This is a genomic window from Paraburkholderia fungorum (assembly GCF_003610895.1).
Taxonomy (GTDB): domain Bacteria; phylum Pseudomonadota; class Gammaproteobacteria; order Burkholderiales; family Burkholderiaceae; genus Paraburkholderia; species Paraburkholderia fungorum_B.
In genome coordinates this window covers 101,321-116,718 of sequence record NZ_MCAS01000017.1, presented here as the reverse complement: position 1 = coordinate 116,718, position 15,398 = coordinate 101,321, and the positions used below count along the sequence as shown (strand labels likewise).

Annotated in this window: 19 protein-coding genes and 1 pseudogene; 10 read left to right on the top strand and 10 right to left on the bottom strand. The window is 57.9% G+C overall.

Translation table 11 applies throughout. The features are described from left to right. Nucleotides 1-150: 150 nt before the first annotated feature. Nucleotides 151-1,026, bottom strand: a complete 876-nt coding sequence (locus tag BCY88_RS18285) for a LysR family transcriptional regulator (RefSeq protein WP_120345625.1) — start codon at nucleotides 1,024-1,026, stop codon at nucleotides 151-153. A 115-nt stretch (nucleotides 1,027-1,141) separates the two neighbouring features. Between BCY88_RS18285 and BCY88_RS18280 the strand changes: the two genes are divergently transcribed. The 5 genes from BCY88_RS18280 to BCY88_RS18260 all read left to right on the top strand — a co-directional run bounded on the left by BCY88_RS18280 (nucleotide 1,142) and on the right by BCY88_RS18260 (nucleotide 5,142). Beyond that, the gene (locus BCY88_RS18280) at nucleotides 1,142-1,753 is read left to right on the top strand and encodes an NIPSNAP family protein (protein WP_120345624.1); all 612 of its coding nucleotides are present in this window, start codon (nucleotides 1,142-1,144) and stop codon (nucleotides 1,751-1,753) included. A 128-nt stretch (nucleotides 1,754-1,881) separates the two neighbouring features. Beyond that, complete coding sequence (locus BCY88_RS18275) at nucleotides 1,882-2,319, top strand: YciI family protein (RefSeq protein WP_120345623.1); 438 nt, start codon at nucleotides 1,882-1,884, stop codon at nucleotides 2,317-2,319. Nucleotides 2,320-2,463: 144 nt separating this feature from the next. Next, on the top strand, nucleotides 2,464-3,213 hold the full coding sequence (locus BCY88_RS18270) for a transporter substrate-binding domain-containing protein (RefSeq protein WP_120345622.1): 750 nt from the start codon (nucleotides 2,464-2,466) through the stop codon (nucleotides 3,211-3,213). A gap of 242 nt (nucleotides 3,214-3,455) precedes the next feature. Continuing rightward, a complete protein-coding gene (locus BCY88_RS18265) occupies nucleotides 3,456-4,373 on the top strand; it encodes a hypothetical protein (protein WP_147408528.1) in 918 nt (305 codons plus the stop codon). Between the two features lie 133 nt (nucleotides 4,374-4,506). Continuing rightward, nucleotides 4,507-5,142 carry a hypothetical protein gene (locus BCY88_RS18260; RefSeq protein WP_120345620.1) on the top strand — a complete coding sequence of 212 codons (636 nt, stop codon included), beginning with the start codon at nucleotides 4,507-4,509 and terminating at the stop codon, nucleotides 5,140-5,142. A 112-nt stretch (nucleotides 5,143-5,254) separates the two neighbouring features. Here BCY88_RS18260 and BCY88_RS18255 read toward each other — a convergent pair whose 3' ends face one another. Next, nucleotides 5,255-5,860: a TetR/AcrR family transcriptional regulator gene (locus tag BCY88_RS18255; RefSeq protein WP_120345619.1), complete on the bottom strand. Its 606-nt coding sequence runs from the start codon at nucleotides 5,858-5,860 to the stop codon at nucleotides 5,255-5,257. A 128-nt stretch (nucleotides 5,861-5,988) separates the two neighbouring features. On the opposite strand from BCY88_RS18255, the gene BCY88_RS18250 reads away from it, so the two are divergent. Together BCY88_RS18250 and BCY88_RS18245 are read left to right on the top strand one after the other, a co-directional pair. Continuing rightward, nucleotides 5,989-6,912, top strand: coding sequence for an NAD-dependent epimerase/dehydratase family protein (locus BCY88_RS18250; protein WP_120345618.1), 924 nt, complete (start codon nucleotides 5,989-5,991; stop codon nucleotides 6,910-6,912). 2 nt (nucleotides 6,913-6,914) lie between these two features. After that, on the top strand, nucleotides 6,915-7,259 hold the full coding sequence (locus BCY88_RS18245) for a DoxX family protein (protein ID WP_120345617.1): 345 nt from the start codon (nucleotides 6,915-6,917) through the stop codon (nucleotides 7,257-7,259). A gap of 30 nt (nucleotides 7,260-7,289) precedes the next feature. Here the strand turns inward: BCY88_RS18245 and BCY88_RS18240 are convergent, their stop codons facing one another. After that, the gene (locus BCY88_RS18240) at nucleotides 7,290-7,712 is read right to left on the bottom strand and encodes a RidA family protein (protein WP_120345616.1); all 423 of its coding nucleotides are present in this window, start codon (nucleotides 7,710-7,712) and stop codon (nucleotides 7,290-7,292) included. Nucleotides 7,713-7,849: 137 nt separating this feature from the next. Continuing rightward, the gene (locus BCY88_RS18235; protein WP_120345615.1) at nucleotides 7,850-8,491 is read right to left on the bottom strand and encodes an MAPEG family protein; all 642 of its coding nucleotides are present in this window, start codon (nucleotides 8,489-8,491) and stop codon (nucleotides 7,850-7,852) included. A gap of 255 nt (nucleotides 8,492-8,746) precedes the next feature. Here BCY88_RS18235 and BCY88_RS18230 point away from each other — a divergent pair, with 255 nt between their 5' ends. Further along, nucleotides 8,747-9,304, top strand: a complete 558-nt coding sequence (locus BCY88_RS18230) for a sugar O-acetyltransferase (RefSeq protein ID WP_120345614.1) — start codon at nucleotides 8,747-8,749, stop codon at nucleotides 9,302-9,304. Nucleotides 9,305-9,394: 90 nt separating this feature from the next. On the opposite strand, the gene BCY88_RS18225 is transcribed toward BCY88_RS18230, so the two are convergent. After that, nucleotides 9,395-10,228 carry an oxidoreductase gene (locus tag BCY88_RS18225; protein WP_120345613.1) on the bottom strand — a complete coding sequence of 278 codons (834 nt, stop codon included), beginning with the start codon at nucleotides 10,226-10,228 and terminating at the stop codon, nucleotides 9,395-9,397. Between the two features lie 166 nt (nucleotides 10,229-10,394). Between BCY88_RS18225 and BCY88_RS18220 the strand changes: the two genes are divergently transcribed. Next, nucleotides 10,395-11,306 carry an AraC family transcriptional regulator gene (locus BCY88_RS18220; RefSeq protein WP_120345612.1) on the top strand — a complete coding sequence of 304 codons (912 nt, stop codon included), beginning with the start codon at nucleotides 10,395-10,397 and terminating at the stop codon, nucleotides 11,304-11,306. A gap of 56 nt (nucleotides 11,307-11,362) precedes the next feature. Here BCY88_RS18220 and BCY88_RS18215 read toward each other — a convergent pair whose 3' ends face one another. Further along, the gene (locus BCY88_RS18215; protein WP_120345611.1) at nucleotides 11,363-11,929 is read right to left on the bottom strand and encodes a cysteine hydrolase family protein; all 567 of its coding nucleotides are present in this window, start codon (nucleotides 11,927-11,929) and stop codon (nucleotides 11,363-11,365) included. A 220-nt stretch (nucleotides 11,930-12,149) separates the two neighbouring features. Continuing rightward, nucleotides 12,150-12,575 (bottom strand): cupin domain-containing protein, encoded by a 426-nt coding sequence (locus BCY88_RS18210; RefSeq protein ID WP_120345610.1) that lies wholly within the window; start codon nucleotides 12,573-12,575, stop codon nucleotides 12,150-12,152. Nucleotides 12,576-12,683: 108 nt separating this feature from the next. Between BCY88_RS18210 and BCY88_RS40400 the strand changes: the two are divergent. Then, nucleotides 12,684-13,574, top strand: a pseudogene (locus BCY88_RS40400) (LysR family transcriptional regulator). Between the two features lie 12 nt (nucleotides 13,575-13,586). On the opposite strand, the gene BCY88_RS18195 reads toward BCY88_RS40400, so the two are convergent. The 3 genes from BCY88_RS18195 to BCY88_RS18185 form a co-directional block, all read right to left on the bottom strand. Next, entirely contained in the window at nucleotides 13,587-14,081 is a 495-nt protein-coding gene (locus tag BCY88_RS18195) for a hypothetical protein (protein ID WP_120345607.1), read from the bottom strand. A 99-nt stretch (nucleotides 14,082-14,180) separates the two neighbouring features. After that, nucleotides 14,181-14,594 (bottom strand): hypothetical protein, encoded by a 414-nt coding sequence (locus BCY88_RS18190; protein ID WP_120345606.1) that lies wholly within the window; start codon nucleotides 14,592-14,594, stop codon nucleotides 14,181-14,183. A gap of 145 nt (nucleotides 14,595-14,739) precedes the next feature. Further along, complete coding sequence (locus BCY88_RS18185; protein WP_120345605.1) at nucleotides 14,740-15,153, bottom strand: hypothetical protein; 414 nt, start codon at nucleotides 15,151-15,153, stop codon at nucleotides 14,740-14,742. Between the last annotated feature and the right edge of the window lie 245 nt (nucleotides 15,154-15,398).

The window sequence follows — 15,398 nt, the reverse complement described above, 5'->3', positions numbered from 1 at the left end:
CGCCCGAGGAACGCATTTGAAGCAGCGCACTACGCCATCGAGACGTCTCCGGGCACTTTCAGTCGGTGGCGGGTCTTCAGCGAGTGGCTGCTTTTTTCGAGAATCACAAAGACGCGGCGTAGAGCACGTCATGCAGCCACAGTGACCTTGTCAGGGGCCATTTTCATTTGCGTAATGCGGTTCTTGACTAACGCAACGCACCAAAAAATCCATCACCGCCTTGATAGATGGCGTACGGCGCAGATCGGGATAAGTAACCAGCCAAAGGCCTGTCTCAGGCGGCTCCAGGCCAACGTGAAGCCTGACCAGTTCAGCATCGGTATCGCCGATCATCGTGGGCAGGACCGCAATGCCGACACCGTTGCGTACCGCCATCTGCTGCCCAATCACATCGTTTGTTTCGAATACGATGGGTCGCCCATCCAGAAACTGCCGCAACCAGGTTTGATGTCTGACGTGGTCCAACGACGAGTCATAAGCGATGAACTCCCATTGTTCAGGAGGGCGCGCCGCATAGGCCGGGTTGGCATACAGACCGAATCGGATCGTGCCTATCCGTCGTGCGACGAGGCTGCCCTCCTGTGGCTTGACCATACGAATGGCGATATCCGCGACGCCTCTGTCCAGCGGTGCAATGTCGGGAGAACCTTCCATGACGATCTTCACGGAGGGATGCGATTCGCGGAATGAGCGCATGTGCGGTGAGATGCAGTAGTTACCGATCGTCGGAGGCACGCTGAGACGGACCGTTCCAGATAGTGAGGACGACGCCCGCAGCGCATATGCCTCGACGGTCTGTGCGCAGTCGACCATCGGTCCGGCCAGCATGGCGATGGTCTTTCCATCCTCGGTCAAGCGGCTGCTGCGGGGCAGTCGATGAATCAGTTTCAACCCGAGCGCAGTCTCTAACGACGTGACACGCCGGCCAACGGTGGCGTGTTCGACCGAGAGCTCGCTGGCGGCGCCCGAGAGCGAGCCAGTGCGCGCCAGCACGAGGAAATAACGCAAATCTTGCCAATCGTACATAGCTAATTTTTGACAGAGACTGTGAACAAACAGGGAATTCTCACGCAGAAGCGATAAGTCTAATCTTGTCCTTCAGCGGACGCCCGATGGATCCTTACTGACTCTGGAGAATTGAATGTTCTACGAACTAACTACCCTGTCGTCGCATATTCTCAAGCTGGACCAAGTGATCGCGAACGCGGAGATTTACCTCGCTCATTCAGAAACCACGGGGCGCTGGCTCGGTGCGTGGACCTCGGAAAATGGACGACTGGGGAGCGTGCGTATCCTTCGCGGCTTCACCGGCAAAGAGGAGCTGGCGCAAGAAAGAGTACGGACGCTACATCATGCCGACCCGTTTGGGGCGGTCGATAGCGGGTGTACGATCGAGATGGAGAGCTACGCCGGTTTTCCATTCCTGTCTCCCGTCGAGCCGGGTTCATTCGGCAAGTATTACGAGTTTCGTACCTACTGGCTAAGACCAGGGGGCCTGACGCCAACCATCAAGGCGTGGGAAGCTGCGATGCCTGAGCGCTCGAAACGGTCAAGTCTGACGGTGAACATGTACGCGCTTGATGGCGTACCGCGCATCACGCACATATGGCCTTGGGAAAGCCTCGATGAGCGCATCGCGATACGATCAAAGTCATACGTGGATGGGATTTGGCCGCCGAAGGGAGGTCCTGAGCAATTCTATGAGGCGACATCCACTATCTGGATGCCGACCGTCAAGTCGCCGCTGCGGTGAGCTGTCCGGACGATTTCTCTCTCCGGAACGGATGTTCACGGATTCGGCGCGAAAGGCCGCGACGTGTCGATTTGACTACCCTTCGTTCGTCGTGGTTCTGCAGCACCATTCAACTCAGGAGAACGACGATGCGATTCATCATCACAGCACAGGCAAGCGAAGAGAATCCGGAGCAAGATGCCGGCGGCGGTTTGAACGAGGCCCTTCTCACGGCGTACATGAAATTCAACGAAGAGATGTACCAGGCCGGTGTCCTGGTGGCTTCGGAAGGTTTGAACCCGGCTGCGCCCGGAGCGCGAATTGCGGTTCGCAAGGGGAAGCGCTACGTCGTTGATGGCCCGTTTGCCGAGTCCAAGGAACTGGTCGGCGGCTTTTACCTCATCGAAGTTGAATCGCTCGAGGAGGCGATTTCCTGGGCATTGCGCGCGCCATCTGGTCTCGGCACGGACGACGTACTGGAGGTGCGCCAACTCACCGGAGCGGGCGACGTCCCGCCGGATGTTCTCGACATCATCCGGACAGCGGCACCGACGTGGAGCGAGTCGGTTTGGCAGGCGCGGAAGTGAAGGCCACACACGGAACCGCCGGGTTGCCACCCAGCCAGAAAGCGACGTTCGCTGATGCAAGTAGAATCATCGGCAATCGGCGCAATCGGCATAGCGGATCTGATGGGCCGTATTCCGGCCGTTCCCATTTGGCGAGGCGAAACAATGAAGGTAACAATCGCGTACATCGAAGAACCCCCATTTGGCTGGACAGAATCAAACCGGGCGACAGGGGCGGACATTGAACTGGCGGAAGCCGTCCTTCGGGCGATCGGCGTCGACCATATCGAGCATCATCTGACTACGTTCGCCGAACTCTTGCCAGGTGTCGAGGCGGGGCGCTGGGATATGAACGTTCCACTCTTCGTTACGCCTGAGCGGGCCAGCAAGGTTGCGTTCAGTTTGCCTGTGTGGGCGATCGGCGATGGTTTTCTGGTCCGGGCAGGAAATCCGAAAGCGCTCAATAGCTATGCCTTACTTGCCGGGTGCCACGGTGCCCGGTTAGGCATCATTGCCGGACAGGTACAACACGAGTCGGCCAGGGCGTCGGGCGTGAGCGATGACCAGATTGTCATCTTCGAGCAACAGTCCGACGCAATAGAAGCGCTCCGCTCAGGAACGATCGATGCCTACGCTAGCACCGCCGTGGGAAATCGCGTATTGGCCGGCCGCATCGGCGCCTCGGAACTGGAGGCCGTTGAGCACGACACCGGAAAGGATGGCAGACAACCTCTGCCGACCGGCGCATTTTCGTTTAACAAGAACAACGGCCAACTGCTTGAGGCTGTAAACAAGCAACTTCGCCTGTATCGGGGCACGCCTGACCACCGGACTCGCATGTCCAGATTCGGCATCACACGTAAGGAGATCGACCCTACGCTGGTCGTTGAACCCTTCGGGAAACCCGAGGGCTGAGTTGTGCGAATGCCGGAGAGGATCCTGCTTCAGGGTCCGGCCAGTTTCAACCATTCGACACCGCTGCATGAATCGCCGACAATGCGTCCATGTACGTCACTTGGCCATGAGTGACGACATCAAAAGTTCAAAATGCAGGGCGGATTGAGGGCAACTGACATGGGGCGAGGAACCAGGGTTCTCCTTGTGGCGGCGGTAATCGTGTTCCTGGTTTCGATCGGGCTTGGCGTGCGCTTCTTCAGATGGCAGGGCATGAACTACGCGTTCGCTCCAAGATCGGTCGCCACGCCGACATGGCCGCCCTGAGCAGCTGGATGCTTTACAAACAAACCAATCCGTCAATTCAATCGACCTCGAAGATGCACGGACGATCGTACTTCGCCAGCTTTGCGCTCATTGCCCTTGCCCTGTTAGTCAGCCTCGTGTCGCCTGTACGTGCCCAGACTGGCAGCGCGGATGCCACATCCGCGACGGCCCCCGTCCCGGCCAGTGCAACGCGCAACGAGAAAATACTGCGGCAAGTTGGTTTGCTGCCTGGCACCAGCCAATATCAAATCGGCGATCGCTGGTTGAATCGGCTCTTTTCTGATCCCGATGTACACCGCAGTTTCGAAATCAGCCGTGAAGCAGCGCAAGCGGCGCCGGACAAACCGGTCCCAGGTATGATGGACGGTCTTGCTCGCGCTACGCCTCAGGATCGGTACGATTACTTTTCGCTGGTCGCCGCCATCATGGACCGTAGCTCGCTCGACCAGTGCGTCAGTCTTTCCGACTCCGACATCATGAAGTGGGTCGCCGTGTCCCATTTGAGCGATGCGGAGGCGGACACGTTGTTCCGTGTCATGTTCGATGCGCGAAAGGCGTTGGGACAGAACTTGCCGAAGGCACAGTTGACGCCCGAGAAGATCAGGAAGGCGATGTCGCTGATGGGGGCCGAACTGGACCGGGAATATCCAGTAGGCACGCCGCTACGCACGCGGTATCGCAATGCGGCGCTGCATCCGGATCAGGCGAGTGCTGCGGATACCTGTTTTGTCGGGCAAGTTGGTTTGCATCTCATGCTGGCGCTCGATCCGGTATCAAGAGATGTGATGCTGCTGACGAGCGGGGTGGGCGTTACGCCTGATGGAGATGCGCTACACGACCGGCCGGATCATTGACAATCAACCTTCACAATTCTCTTACGTCAGATCGATGCGGACGAGCCGTGACAGCGACCATTACCGATGTCTCGACGCTCGGCCTCTATCACTGTTTGCGTTAGTTTCTTCGACAAAAAGGATCTTCGACCATATGGGTGTCGCGCTTGCAGGTGTTGCATTTCGACCAGTGCATCAAATCGAATCTCCGGCCGCGCTGGTCGCGCAGTTGTTCGGCCAGGATGTCGTGCAGATAGAACCACCGGATAGAAGCGAATTCGACATTAGACGCCAGGGAGACGTCATGGTCGAGTTCTTCGGAGACGTCTGCTTTATTTTCAGCAACGATCTTGTTTGGGAAGTCTTGTCGACCCCTTCGGCGATCGCTGATTCGATGATTTCGACGCTCGGTACTCCAGAGCTGCTTCTTGCATTCTGCCACTATGACTCTGGCGGTAGTCACGGCTACGCCTTCTTCGAGCATGGGGTGCGGACACGCACGCGGCTTCAGACAACCGACGTTCCTGGCCTGCCACCGATCATCGAGAGTGGGCAGCCTAAAGACTTCGAACTCAGGTGGCTTACCGCACCTTCGTATTTTGAGGAAGATGATTGCCCACGTGAAGAATGGCAAAAGATCTTCGTCCAGAACGAGGGCAAACTTCACATTGCTGAGTGGAATCTCACTCAGCGCATGCTCTACGAGGCGTTGATCTCGAGTTTCGGTATTTGCCCGTGGGAGACCGATGTTCGACCGGTGACCTTCTTTTTCAGGCTTCGGACTACATGAATCCGGACGCTTTCCATTAGCATTTTTGCCGCGTATCGAGAGACCGTTATCGGCGAATCGGAAAGTCTGTGGCGGGTTGCATGCAGCGGCTCGATATCTTGTGCAGCGTTCCTTAGCGAAGTGCAGCCGCTACCGCCTCGTCAATCTGCAGCGCAAAGCGCGCGTCGACATCCGGCACCGTGTAGCCAAGTGTCAGTTCCAGATGCGCGTCGCCTAGCACCAACTGAACGAATGTCGCTGAGCGCAATGCAGCAGTCGATTCGTCAAATCGCTTCCGCAGAATGGTTGCGGCGAAGGCACGCACAACCTTTGCGCCATTTTCGTAGAACACCTGGCCGAGTTCCGGGAAACGCGCGGCCTCGGCAACGATGGCCCGGTACAGCCCCAGACTATCCGGCGTAATCAGGCTCCGTGCCAGCACCCATCCCAACTCGCGCAACTCGACTTCGGGTGCGCCGCCGGATTGCTCGCTCAGAGCGCCGGCGAGCAGCGCGCCCACCTGGGTGCACATCGTATTCACCACACCAACGAAGAGCGCCTCCTTCGACTTGAAGTGGCGGTAGACCGTCTGCTTGCCGACGCCGGCGGCCGCGGCGACATCGTCCATCGTTGCAAAACCGAAACCTTCGCGTAAGAAAACGGTTTTGGCGCCGTCGAGAATTGCAGACCGCTTGCGGCATTGCAGCGGGCTCAGGCCAGAGAGAGAAAAAGTGTCCATACGAGATAAATAACAGATCATCGACCGGTTGACAAGACTGGGTAGTCTCGTTTAGATTTGCATAAACGAGACCGATGAGTCTCGTTTGTTTGACCATTCAACGTCGCAGCCAATTATTGGAGAACGCTTTGAAACTGTTCATTACAGGTGGTACTGGCTTCATCGGGCAAGCGGTCGCGCGCAAGGCAATCAGCTTGGGCCATCAGGTGACGGCGCTGGTGCGCGGGGACAGTTCGGCGGCCGCCGGCGCGCTGGCACGTCTCGGTGTGACGCTGCATTCAGGCGACCTGCGCGAGCCACAGTCTTTCGCTGCGACAGCCGGTGCCGCTGATGGCGTGGTGCACGCCGCGTCGACCAACGATGCTTCCGCCGCTGCTGCCGATGAGGCCGCGGCTGTAGCGATGCTTGCGCATTTGCGTCCCGGCGCGGCGTTTGTCTATACGTCGGGCACCTGGGTCTACGGCAATGCGAAAGGGGAGCCTGTGACCGAAGCATCGGCGCTGAATCCGACTCCACTCATCGCCTGGCGGCCCGCAGTGGAGCAGCAGGTGCTGACGCTTGCAGCAAGCCGCGCGATTGCCGCAGTGATCCTCAGGCCGGCGATGGTGCACGGCTACGGCGGCGGCGTGTTCGGCATGCTTGCCGGCATGGCCCGTCAGACCGGCAGCGTGAGGATCGTCGGCGATGGCCGCAACCACTGGCCTGCCGTTCACGTCGATGATCTCGCCACGGCCTACCTAAGTGCGATGGAACGGGCGGCAAGCGGAGACGATCGCGTCGCGGGACAGATCTTCAACGTGGTCACGGAAGACGCCGTTGCGGTTGCCGACATGGGTGAAGCGATTCGGGCCTCGGTCGGCGCCGATCGCGTCGAACTCTGGCCGCTCGACGATGCGCGCAAATCGTTTGGACCGTTCGCTGACGCACTGGCGCTCGACCAGGCGGTAAGCGGTCAGCATGCCCGGCAAGTTCTCGCGTGGAAACCCCATGGCCCTGGCCTGATTGCGGACCTCTCCGTATCAAAGCACTTTCAGCAAACCAGCGGAGCATGACCATGGCGTGGAATGGTGCATCTTTCGAATCGATTCTCGCGATGCTCGTAGCGGTTCTGTTCGCGGTTGCGGGGGGGGGCAACCTCGCAGGACTCGGCGCGGTGAAGCGCGACTTCGCGCGCTGGGGTTATCCGGTATGGTTTCATTTGTTCTGTGGCGCCCTTGAGTTGTTGTCCGCGGTACTTCTTTTTGGACAACAAACCAGAGTCCTGGGCCTGATGCTGGCCGGTGCGATCCTGGTCGCCGTGCTCTTCACGCTGGTGCGAAACCGGGAGTCGTTCCGGCATCTCGCGCCTGCGTTGGTCTTCTCGGCTCTCGTTGTGGCCACGGTAGCGCTCCGCGGTTGAGGTTTGCTCGAGGAGAACACTCACGAGTGCCTAATCACCCGGCCCGGGGCGCCGAAACCGCGAGCGGGGAATTTCGGCGATCGCCGCGATCTCGATCAGCAGCTCAGGCCGATATAGACGTTGGATTTGAACGGTCGTCGTGACAGGATATGGCGCGGCAAAAAATTCCTGGCGGATGTCGCCGGTGGTCATGAAGGCTTCAATGTCCGTTGCATAGTGGACCAGCGAAATTACATCCGCCATCTGTCCACCCATCGATGCCAGGACGCTGCGAATATTCTCCAGAACCTGCCGCACCTGTGCGCGGATATCCCCGAGTCCGATGACTTGCCCGTGGCGATCGAGCGACACCTGCCCCTTGAGATGGACGATACGGCCATCGCCTTGAATAGCCGCCATGGAGAAGGCGCCGAACGGCGCCCAAACTTCCGTTGGATTGACTGCATCTACCATTGCCAGACTCCTGCGTTGGGGGTGCCGCCGAGCATCATACCTAGCAAACGATGATGGCATCGAATGGCCGTTATCGGCGCGGCCAAGCTTACTCTCGGGGGCAATCTGAGCCGTTCGGGCCGCCGGATTCGATTGAGTCACCCCTCGTTCAACGGCCGCGTCCCCCAAAACAACACCGCCTCGATGGCGAAAAAAGCAACGAGCGGAACAATCGCCCCCACCGTCCCCGCGATCTCATGCCCAAACCGGCTCGTCACATAGAGCAGCACGATCATACTGATCGCCATGCCCGGCGCCCCGAGCCCGCGCAGCGCTGCGCTGCGGTGATAGCCGAGCCAGAACGCGCCCCGCGCGACGATCCAGATCACGGTGGTCGCTACGACCGCACGCATGGATGAGCCGTCGGGGGAGTAGGCGGCCAGCCCGAATAGCGCCGCCGCAAACACGATGATCTGCTCCACCGTGTTCTGAAGGTATCGTTGATTGACGCGCAATCTGTGCGTCTCGAAGCCCGCCAGCGGATCGAACGCGGGTGAGGTCAATCGTTCATGTGCCACGGCTTCGACGCCCGTCACGAGGCAGAACAGCACCGCGGCGCAGCAGCATTTCAGCGTCAGCAGCATCCGCGCGCCGAGGGTGTCCATGCCCGGCAGGGGCGACATATAAAGATCGACGCCGAGCCAGAGCCCCGAGGCAAGCAACGAGGCGACCGCGATGCCGGCAATGCCGACAGCGCGCTGCCGGCGAAAGTCGGACGCGTGATGAGCCGGGGCAGTCATGGTTTTCTCCTCCAAGCGTTTCGTGCTGCGGCATCGGCCGCGGCTTGCGCGTTCACCTCGTGCGACCTGATGGATTGCGTCGCCTGGGCACAGTGCATTCTACGGGCTCGTCGCCGCCACAACCCTGGCTCGCTGTAAGATCTTTCGATACTTGTGGCCCGAGGGCCAGCTCGTCGGCCACCGCTATCCGCCGCATGCGCGCGACACGCATTGCCTGGCCGGGACGGCATGACCACAACCCGAGGAAAATAAAGAATGCCGAACGACGATCGCACCAGGACAATTTACGGCAGAACGCCGGAATCAGCGGCCATGTTGGCAAACATCAAACGGGCGATGGCGATCACCGCCAGGCTTAACCGCTTGACGTTCAACGACGCGGACGAAATTCGGACCTTGTTCAGCGAACTTATCGGACAAAAAGTAGACGAGAGCTTTTTGCTGATCCCGCCGTTTTACACTGCCGGTGGGGACGAAATACGCATCGGGCGTAATGTATTCATCAATCAGAACTGCACGTTCTATGACCTTGGCGGCCTCGACATCGCCGACGATGTGATGATCGGGCCGAACGTGAGCATCATCACGGCGGGTCATCCCCTTGAACCCTCGCAGCGACGCGCCGTCACAATCGGAAAACCCATTGTGATCGAGAAGGGCGTGTGGATCGCGGCCGGCGCGACCATCATTGGTGGCGTAACGGTAGGGGAGAATTCGGTCGTCGCGGCAGGGGCGGTCGTTACCAAAGACGTTCCCGCGAATACGCTTGTCGGAGGAAATCCGGCGAGGGTCATTCGTTCGATTGCTGAGTGAGGGAACGTTCGCAAGACAGCTTGTGTGGATTCGTCACCTGGGAGGAACGACATAATCCAGACCGTTCCCCCATGCAGGCGTTGCGCGCACTCAGCCGTCCGTCGATCTGGTAACACCTTCCCACGCGTCAAATTCCGCACTGAGTGACGAGAGTTTTTCCCGTAGCAAACCGAGTGCATCGCTTCCTAGTAGAAGATGCGATGGCGGCTCGTCGCTTTCGATCACGGACAACATGGCACGTGCCGCTTTCACAGGATCGCCGAGTTGCCTGCCGCTCTTCTCTTCCCGTCCTTTTCTGATCGGGTCGAACAGCGAATCGTAGTCGGGAATCGAGCGCGGCGTTCGAACCATCGAACGACCGGCCCACTCAGTGCGAAAAGACCCTGGCGCCACTGCGGTCACGTGGATGCCGAGCGGCTTGACTTCTTTACTAAGGACCTCTGAGATTCCCTCCAGCGCGAATTTACTGCCGCAGTAATAGGCGATTCCCGGCATGGTGATAAAGCCGCCCATCGACGTGATGTTGAGAATATGTCCGCGTCGGCGCTCGCGCATATACGGCAAGACGCTCTTCATAACGGCAACGGCACCGAACACGTTCACGTCGAATTGCCGACGCATTTCGGCAAGCGGCGACTCTTCCATGACGCCCTCGTGACCGTAACCGGCGTTGTTCACCAGTACGTCCAATGGCCCCACGTTGGCCTCGATTTCGTTGACGACATCGTCGATTGAATCGAAGTCGGTTACGTCAAGTACTCGACCGAAAGCGCGTGCGGAGTTGAGCGATTCAAAGCTCTGTTTTGCCTGCTCGCTTCGTACCGTGCCGACGACCCGATACCCTGCGCTTAGCGCTTCTTCGGCCAATGCGCGTCCGAAGCCGCTACTGACGCCCGTGATGAGCATGGTTCTGGTTGATGACATTGCAAAGACTCCGAGGTTGGTTTCGAGAGTTGCATGTTATTCTGAGTGAATCCAGGGAATCAGACCGGATTCTCCATTTTTATTGCCTATTTCTATGAACAAAACGGCTCGCAACGAGAGCATTGACCAACCTGTTTCCTCGGAAGGCACACGTGAACGGCGCCGGATGGTGGCCCTGCTGACTGCGCTAGCTCCGCAGGAAGGCTACAACCTGACCGCGTTGCGCGACGTGCGTGTCCTGCGCTCGGACCGTGCGTTGTCTCGCACGCCGGTGCTATACGATCCCGGCATCGTGATCGTCTGCCAGGGTAGAAAGCGGGGATTTTTGGGTGACAGGGTCTATGTGTATGACGAGCAGCACTATCTCGCTGTTGCCGTGCCGGTCCCGTTCACAATGGAGACTGACGCGACGCCTGAGTGTCCGCTACTGGCGCTGTACCTGCATCTGGACTTTCAGTTGGCGGCCGAGCTCATGATCCAGATAGATCATCATGGCTTGCCATCGGCTGAAGACGCGCCGGAGACCATGATGTCGAGTCCCATGGATGCGGCGATGCGAGCGTCTGTACTGCGCTTTCTGGAGGCAATGAACCAGCCGCTTGAAGCGGCTGTCCTTGGTCCAGGATTAGTACGTGAGTTGTATTTCCGCGTTCTCACCGGCGGGCAAGGCAAAGCAATGCGTGCGGCGTTGGCGATGCAGGGGCAATTCGGCAAGATTGGGAAAGCGCTGGAGCGTATTCATGCGAGCTATGCAGAGCCGCTCGATCTTCGCAGCTTGGCAAATCAGGCCGGAATGAGCGTTCCTACGTTCCACAGCCACTTCAAGGCCATTACGAGTACGTCGCCGATGCAGTACGTGAAATCCACCCGATTGCATCAGGCTCGCCTGCTAATGGTGCGCCAAAGCATGACCGCAGAGGCGGCATGTCATGCTGTCGGCTATGCCAGCGCCTCTCAATTCAATCGGGAATTCAAGCGGCTCTTTGGTCGAACACCTGCTGCTGAGACGAAACGCCTTCGCGAAAGCTTCGCGCTGCCACCAGCCTTTCCGGGGTCAAAGTTCGTCTCGTCGCATTGATACGATTTTCAGTGGCGACTTCGTTTTGCCTGCTTGCCAGAGCGGACCTCGAACCTCTAGGCGAGCAACTGCAAAGCATCCGCGAGCGAGAGCACGGTGGTGCGCGAATCGAACGCGGTGGAGAACAGATGTTCATGCACCACCTGATCCGGGTCGTAGCAGCAGTCCTTGACTGTGTACAGGCGGAAGTCCGCGTCGCTCGCATACGCGACCGACGACAGCACGACGCCGGTCGATGCAATGCCGACCATAATCAGCGAATCGACACCTTGTGCGGAAAGGCGTACCTGCAGATCGGTGCCGAAGAACACGCTGGCGCGATGTGCGATGACGACCGGTTCGCTGGCCTGCTGGCCTAATTCCGGCGAGGTCCGGTCGTCGACAAAGAGGCCGAGTTGCTTGATGCCCTGCCCATTCTTGTTCAATGGGCTGACTTCCGGATAGCCCGGGCTGAAACGGAGATTGGCGAAATAGACGCTGACGCCTTTGGCGCGTGCCGCGTCGCATAGCTTGCGCGTATTGGCGAGCAAAGTCGGTGCAACGGATGGAAAGAGTCCGAGAATGTCGGTCTGATAATGCATGACGATAAGCGCGGTTTGTGCCGGCACGATTGTCGGAATCATGACTGACGTCCTCCAATAGTCGCAGGCAACGCTATTGCATCCATTTACGCTTCTCCTTTACTTCGATGCGTGGTTCATACTCGCAACCAGGTAACCTCGAACGTAGCGAAGCATCCATTGTCGACACGACGTTTCGCTGCCGTCGAAATAATACTGCATGTCGTCACGTCGATTAGCTATTCAGATGAAGTTACGCGGCCGCGGTGTGAATCACGCAGACTCATAGACCGACGATCTCTTGCCGATACTTTGCGCAGACGTCACGCACCGCTTCCGGCGCATGCGGTACAGGTAGCGCCGCCATGGCACGGAAGAATGCGTCGTGACGTGCCGGGGCGGAAACCAGCAGCAACCGTGCAGGGCGCTCCATTCCATTGACGAAACCATGGATGTCTCCGCGTGCCACCTTGACGCTGTTTCCTGCCTCTAACCGCCGGGTTGTCTCATTCAACGTGAAATCCAGCGCCCCTTCAATCAAAGTGAATAGCTTGTCTTCGTCGAGAGATTTGTGGAGCGGCGCGCCACCGTTTTGCCCGACGCTCATATCCATAATCGTGAAGGGACTCGCCTCTGCGCCGCTAATCAACTGGACAGTCATATTGGCGAAGCTGACGGTTTCCGCAGGCTGGCAAAATTCAGATTGCATGGTCGATAAGGTTCCTGGTGAAGTCAGTCCGTGAGTGGACTCAGATGTCGCTATCCTCGCCGAATGCAGACAGCCCGAAAAGACCACTAAAATTGGCAGGATCTGTCAATGGAATGGACAATGGACCTCAACAGTTGCCTGACTTTCGTCACCGTCCTGGAGTGCGGCTCGTTTTCCGCCGCCGCACACAAACTGCAAATTCCTCGTTCGACTGTCAGCGCGCGAGTTGCAAGCCTCGAGACCCGGTTGGGAACACGCCTTCTGCGCCGCACGACTCGCCAGATTGCCCCGACAGAGGATGGCAGAAGCTATTTCGAACAGGTCGCGCCGGCTATTCGCGCGCTTAGAGAGGCCAACGAAAGGGCGATGTATTCCGGAACCGCGCTGACCGGGTCGATTCGTATCAGCGTGCCGCTCGATTTCCCGTTTACCGTTTTGAGTAAAGCGATTGCGTCCTTCAGAGCATCCCACCCCGCGGTGCGGTTCGACGTTATTGTCGACGACAGGGTGAATGATTTCGTCGCCGACAACGTCGACATGGCTATTCGAGGCTGACATCCTGGCAGTGACGATTTTGTAGCGAAGCGTATTGCCAGTTTTCGATTTGGGGTGTTTGCGAGCCCTGACTATGTACAGCGGTGTGAGGGGACTCCCCACGCTGAATCACGACTCGATTCGCGTCTGGTATTCGAGCAGTGGTCCAACGCGGGCCATCTGGTGCGTTCGGCGTCGTCGTTACTTCCGGCAGAGGATCGCGCCGTCGCCACTAACTGCTTCGCGCTGCTCAAACAACTGGCAATTGACGGTGTCGGTACCGCCATTCTGCCCGCGCACCTGTGCGAGGTAGAGGTACGCGAGAGGCAGCTTGTCGAGCTGGACTCGAATCAGTCCTCCTCGCCGGAGATTGGATTGTTTATCGTGTATCCGTCGAGGAAAGACATCAATGCCAAAGTCAGGGCGTTTTCAGAACATCTTGTCGGTGTGCTCGAAACGGGTTGATAACTCGCCTCTTCACCGAAACTTGATGCATGTTAGTCCGGTTTGGCGAGGCCTCACTGCAGTCACTTTCACGGGCTTGAGCGGATGACCTTCGCTATCCAGTTCGAATACGCCAACGGCGCATTGCCGCTCGGGCGCACGCGCGAGCGATGCGAGGAACGAGGTGCTCGGATCGGGCGGCTTGGCTCCCTCCGTGGCGACGAGCAGATAGTGCGTGTCTTTTTGCGGTGTAAAAATTGCCGGCATCATGCAGACGTTCTCCTCGTAGGAGATCACGAGCGGACTGTCTGGCACGACCTTCACCGGCATGGCGCCCGGCCGTCCGTCGACATATGTTTTGCCCGTGTAGCAGCCCTTTTCGTTCAATGTCAGGAGATAGACTCTTGCGCCCTGGATCTGCAGTTCCGCGGCAGGCTCCGAGTCTTTTGGAAACGGATACGGATGGCCAACGGTGGTACAGCCCGCGAGAAACGCGAATGTGCAGGCGATTGTTATTTTGGACTTCATGATGTTTCTTTTAGGTGGAAGTGTTTAGGGCATCACCGTAGATCGACGTAGGGGAAAACTGCAGATAAGTCTGCACATGCCGTCTTGGCGTGTAATCAACTATTTGCTTGACGATGTATCTTCACCAGTCACATCATTCACGATTAGCGTTATCTTCTGCTGACCAATTGCGCCGTACTGTTGCTGCAATTGAAGCAGCGCCATGCATTCCTCCTCAGACTGCGGTTTCATTGCCTGGATCTTTGAAGCCGTTTGCGCGAGTTGGTCGTCCTGCGCCTTGATCTCCGGCGAGGCGCGATGTTGCATCACCTCCTTCAGCGCTTCGTCAAAACTAATGCCGTCCTTCTTTTGCAAGAATTTCACGGCAACGCCGAGCAGGGCACTATTGTTTTTGTTCATCTCGCTAAGTGCGATGCGACCATTCTTGTACGCCTGCGAGTCGGAACAGTTGTAGGCAAAACATGGTGCAGAAATCACCGCCAGCATGACGAAGAGGAAATTCTTGATATTCACGATAAACGCTCCGGTTTTCGCTCAGTGATATTCACTGAAGACATTTCGTCAGAGAGACAGCGAGCCCCTCTTACGCCTGTTGCACGTGTGGCGCAAGAGGACAAGTGTCGGATGAGACTTCCGAGGATTCTTATCGCCGCTGACGTCATTCGAAGCTGAAGCGGAGATCCTTGACGATCTGTTCCTTCCCCCACTTGAAGGAACAAACACGAGCTACCTCGATGCCGACCGTTTTCGACCCCGTGGTCTGCTTCTCACTGACAGGCAGGCACCCTCCCTGAATGGTCACAGTGGGTGTGCCCTGGTACGACAGGGGGAACTCGATGGCCGCGTTTTCAGGAATCGTATGGGTGAGCGAGACGTTTTCGATGTAGTCGTCCGGCACGGAGAGAATCACGGCGTTGTCGACCGATAGCGTGTAGTAGTCGTGCTGGAACGGCACCTCAGTGATACAAATCTTTGACGTGTGTTGCCCGATTGTTTGGGTCTGGCATTTGGGGGCTGCGGCAAATGCTGGAACAGCGACGAGCAGGCATGAGAGGGCGAAGAGTTTTTTCATGTAGGTTTTGTGTTCAGGAGAATGGTGATGATGTCGCCATTCAGCAGATCAAGCGCTGGCGTTTCGCGTCTTTGAAGTAGCTCACTTTCCGTTGGATACCCGGTGATCATGTCCGTTTTTCGACAACCGAAAACCGACCACGGCTCCCGGGAAAGCGGTGATCGTGTTGGTTGAGTCTTGAGCGCCGATAACGTCAGCTCTCACGTTTATGTCGGCGCCGGGGATTGGATCTTTAGTAATTTTTG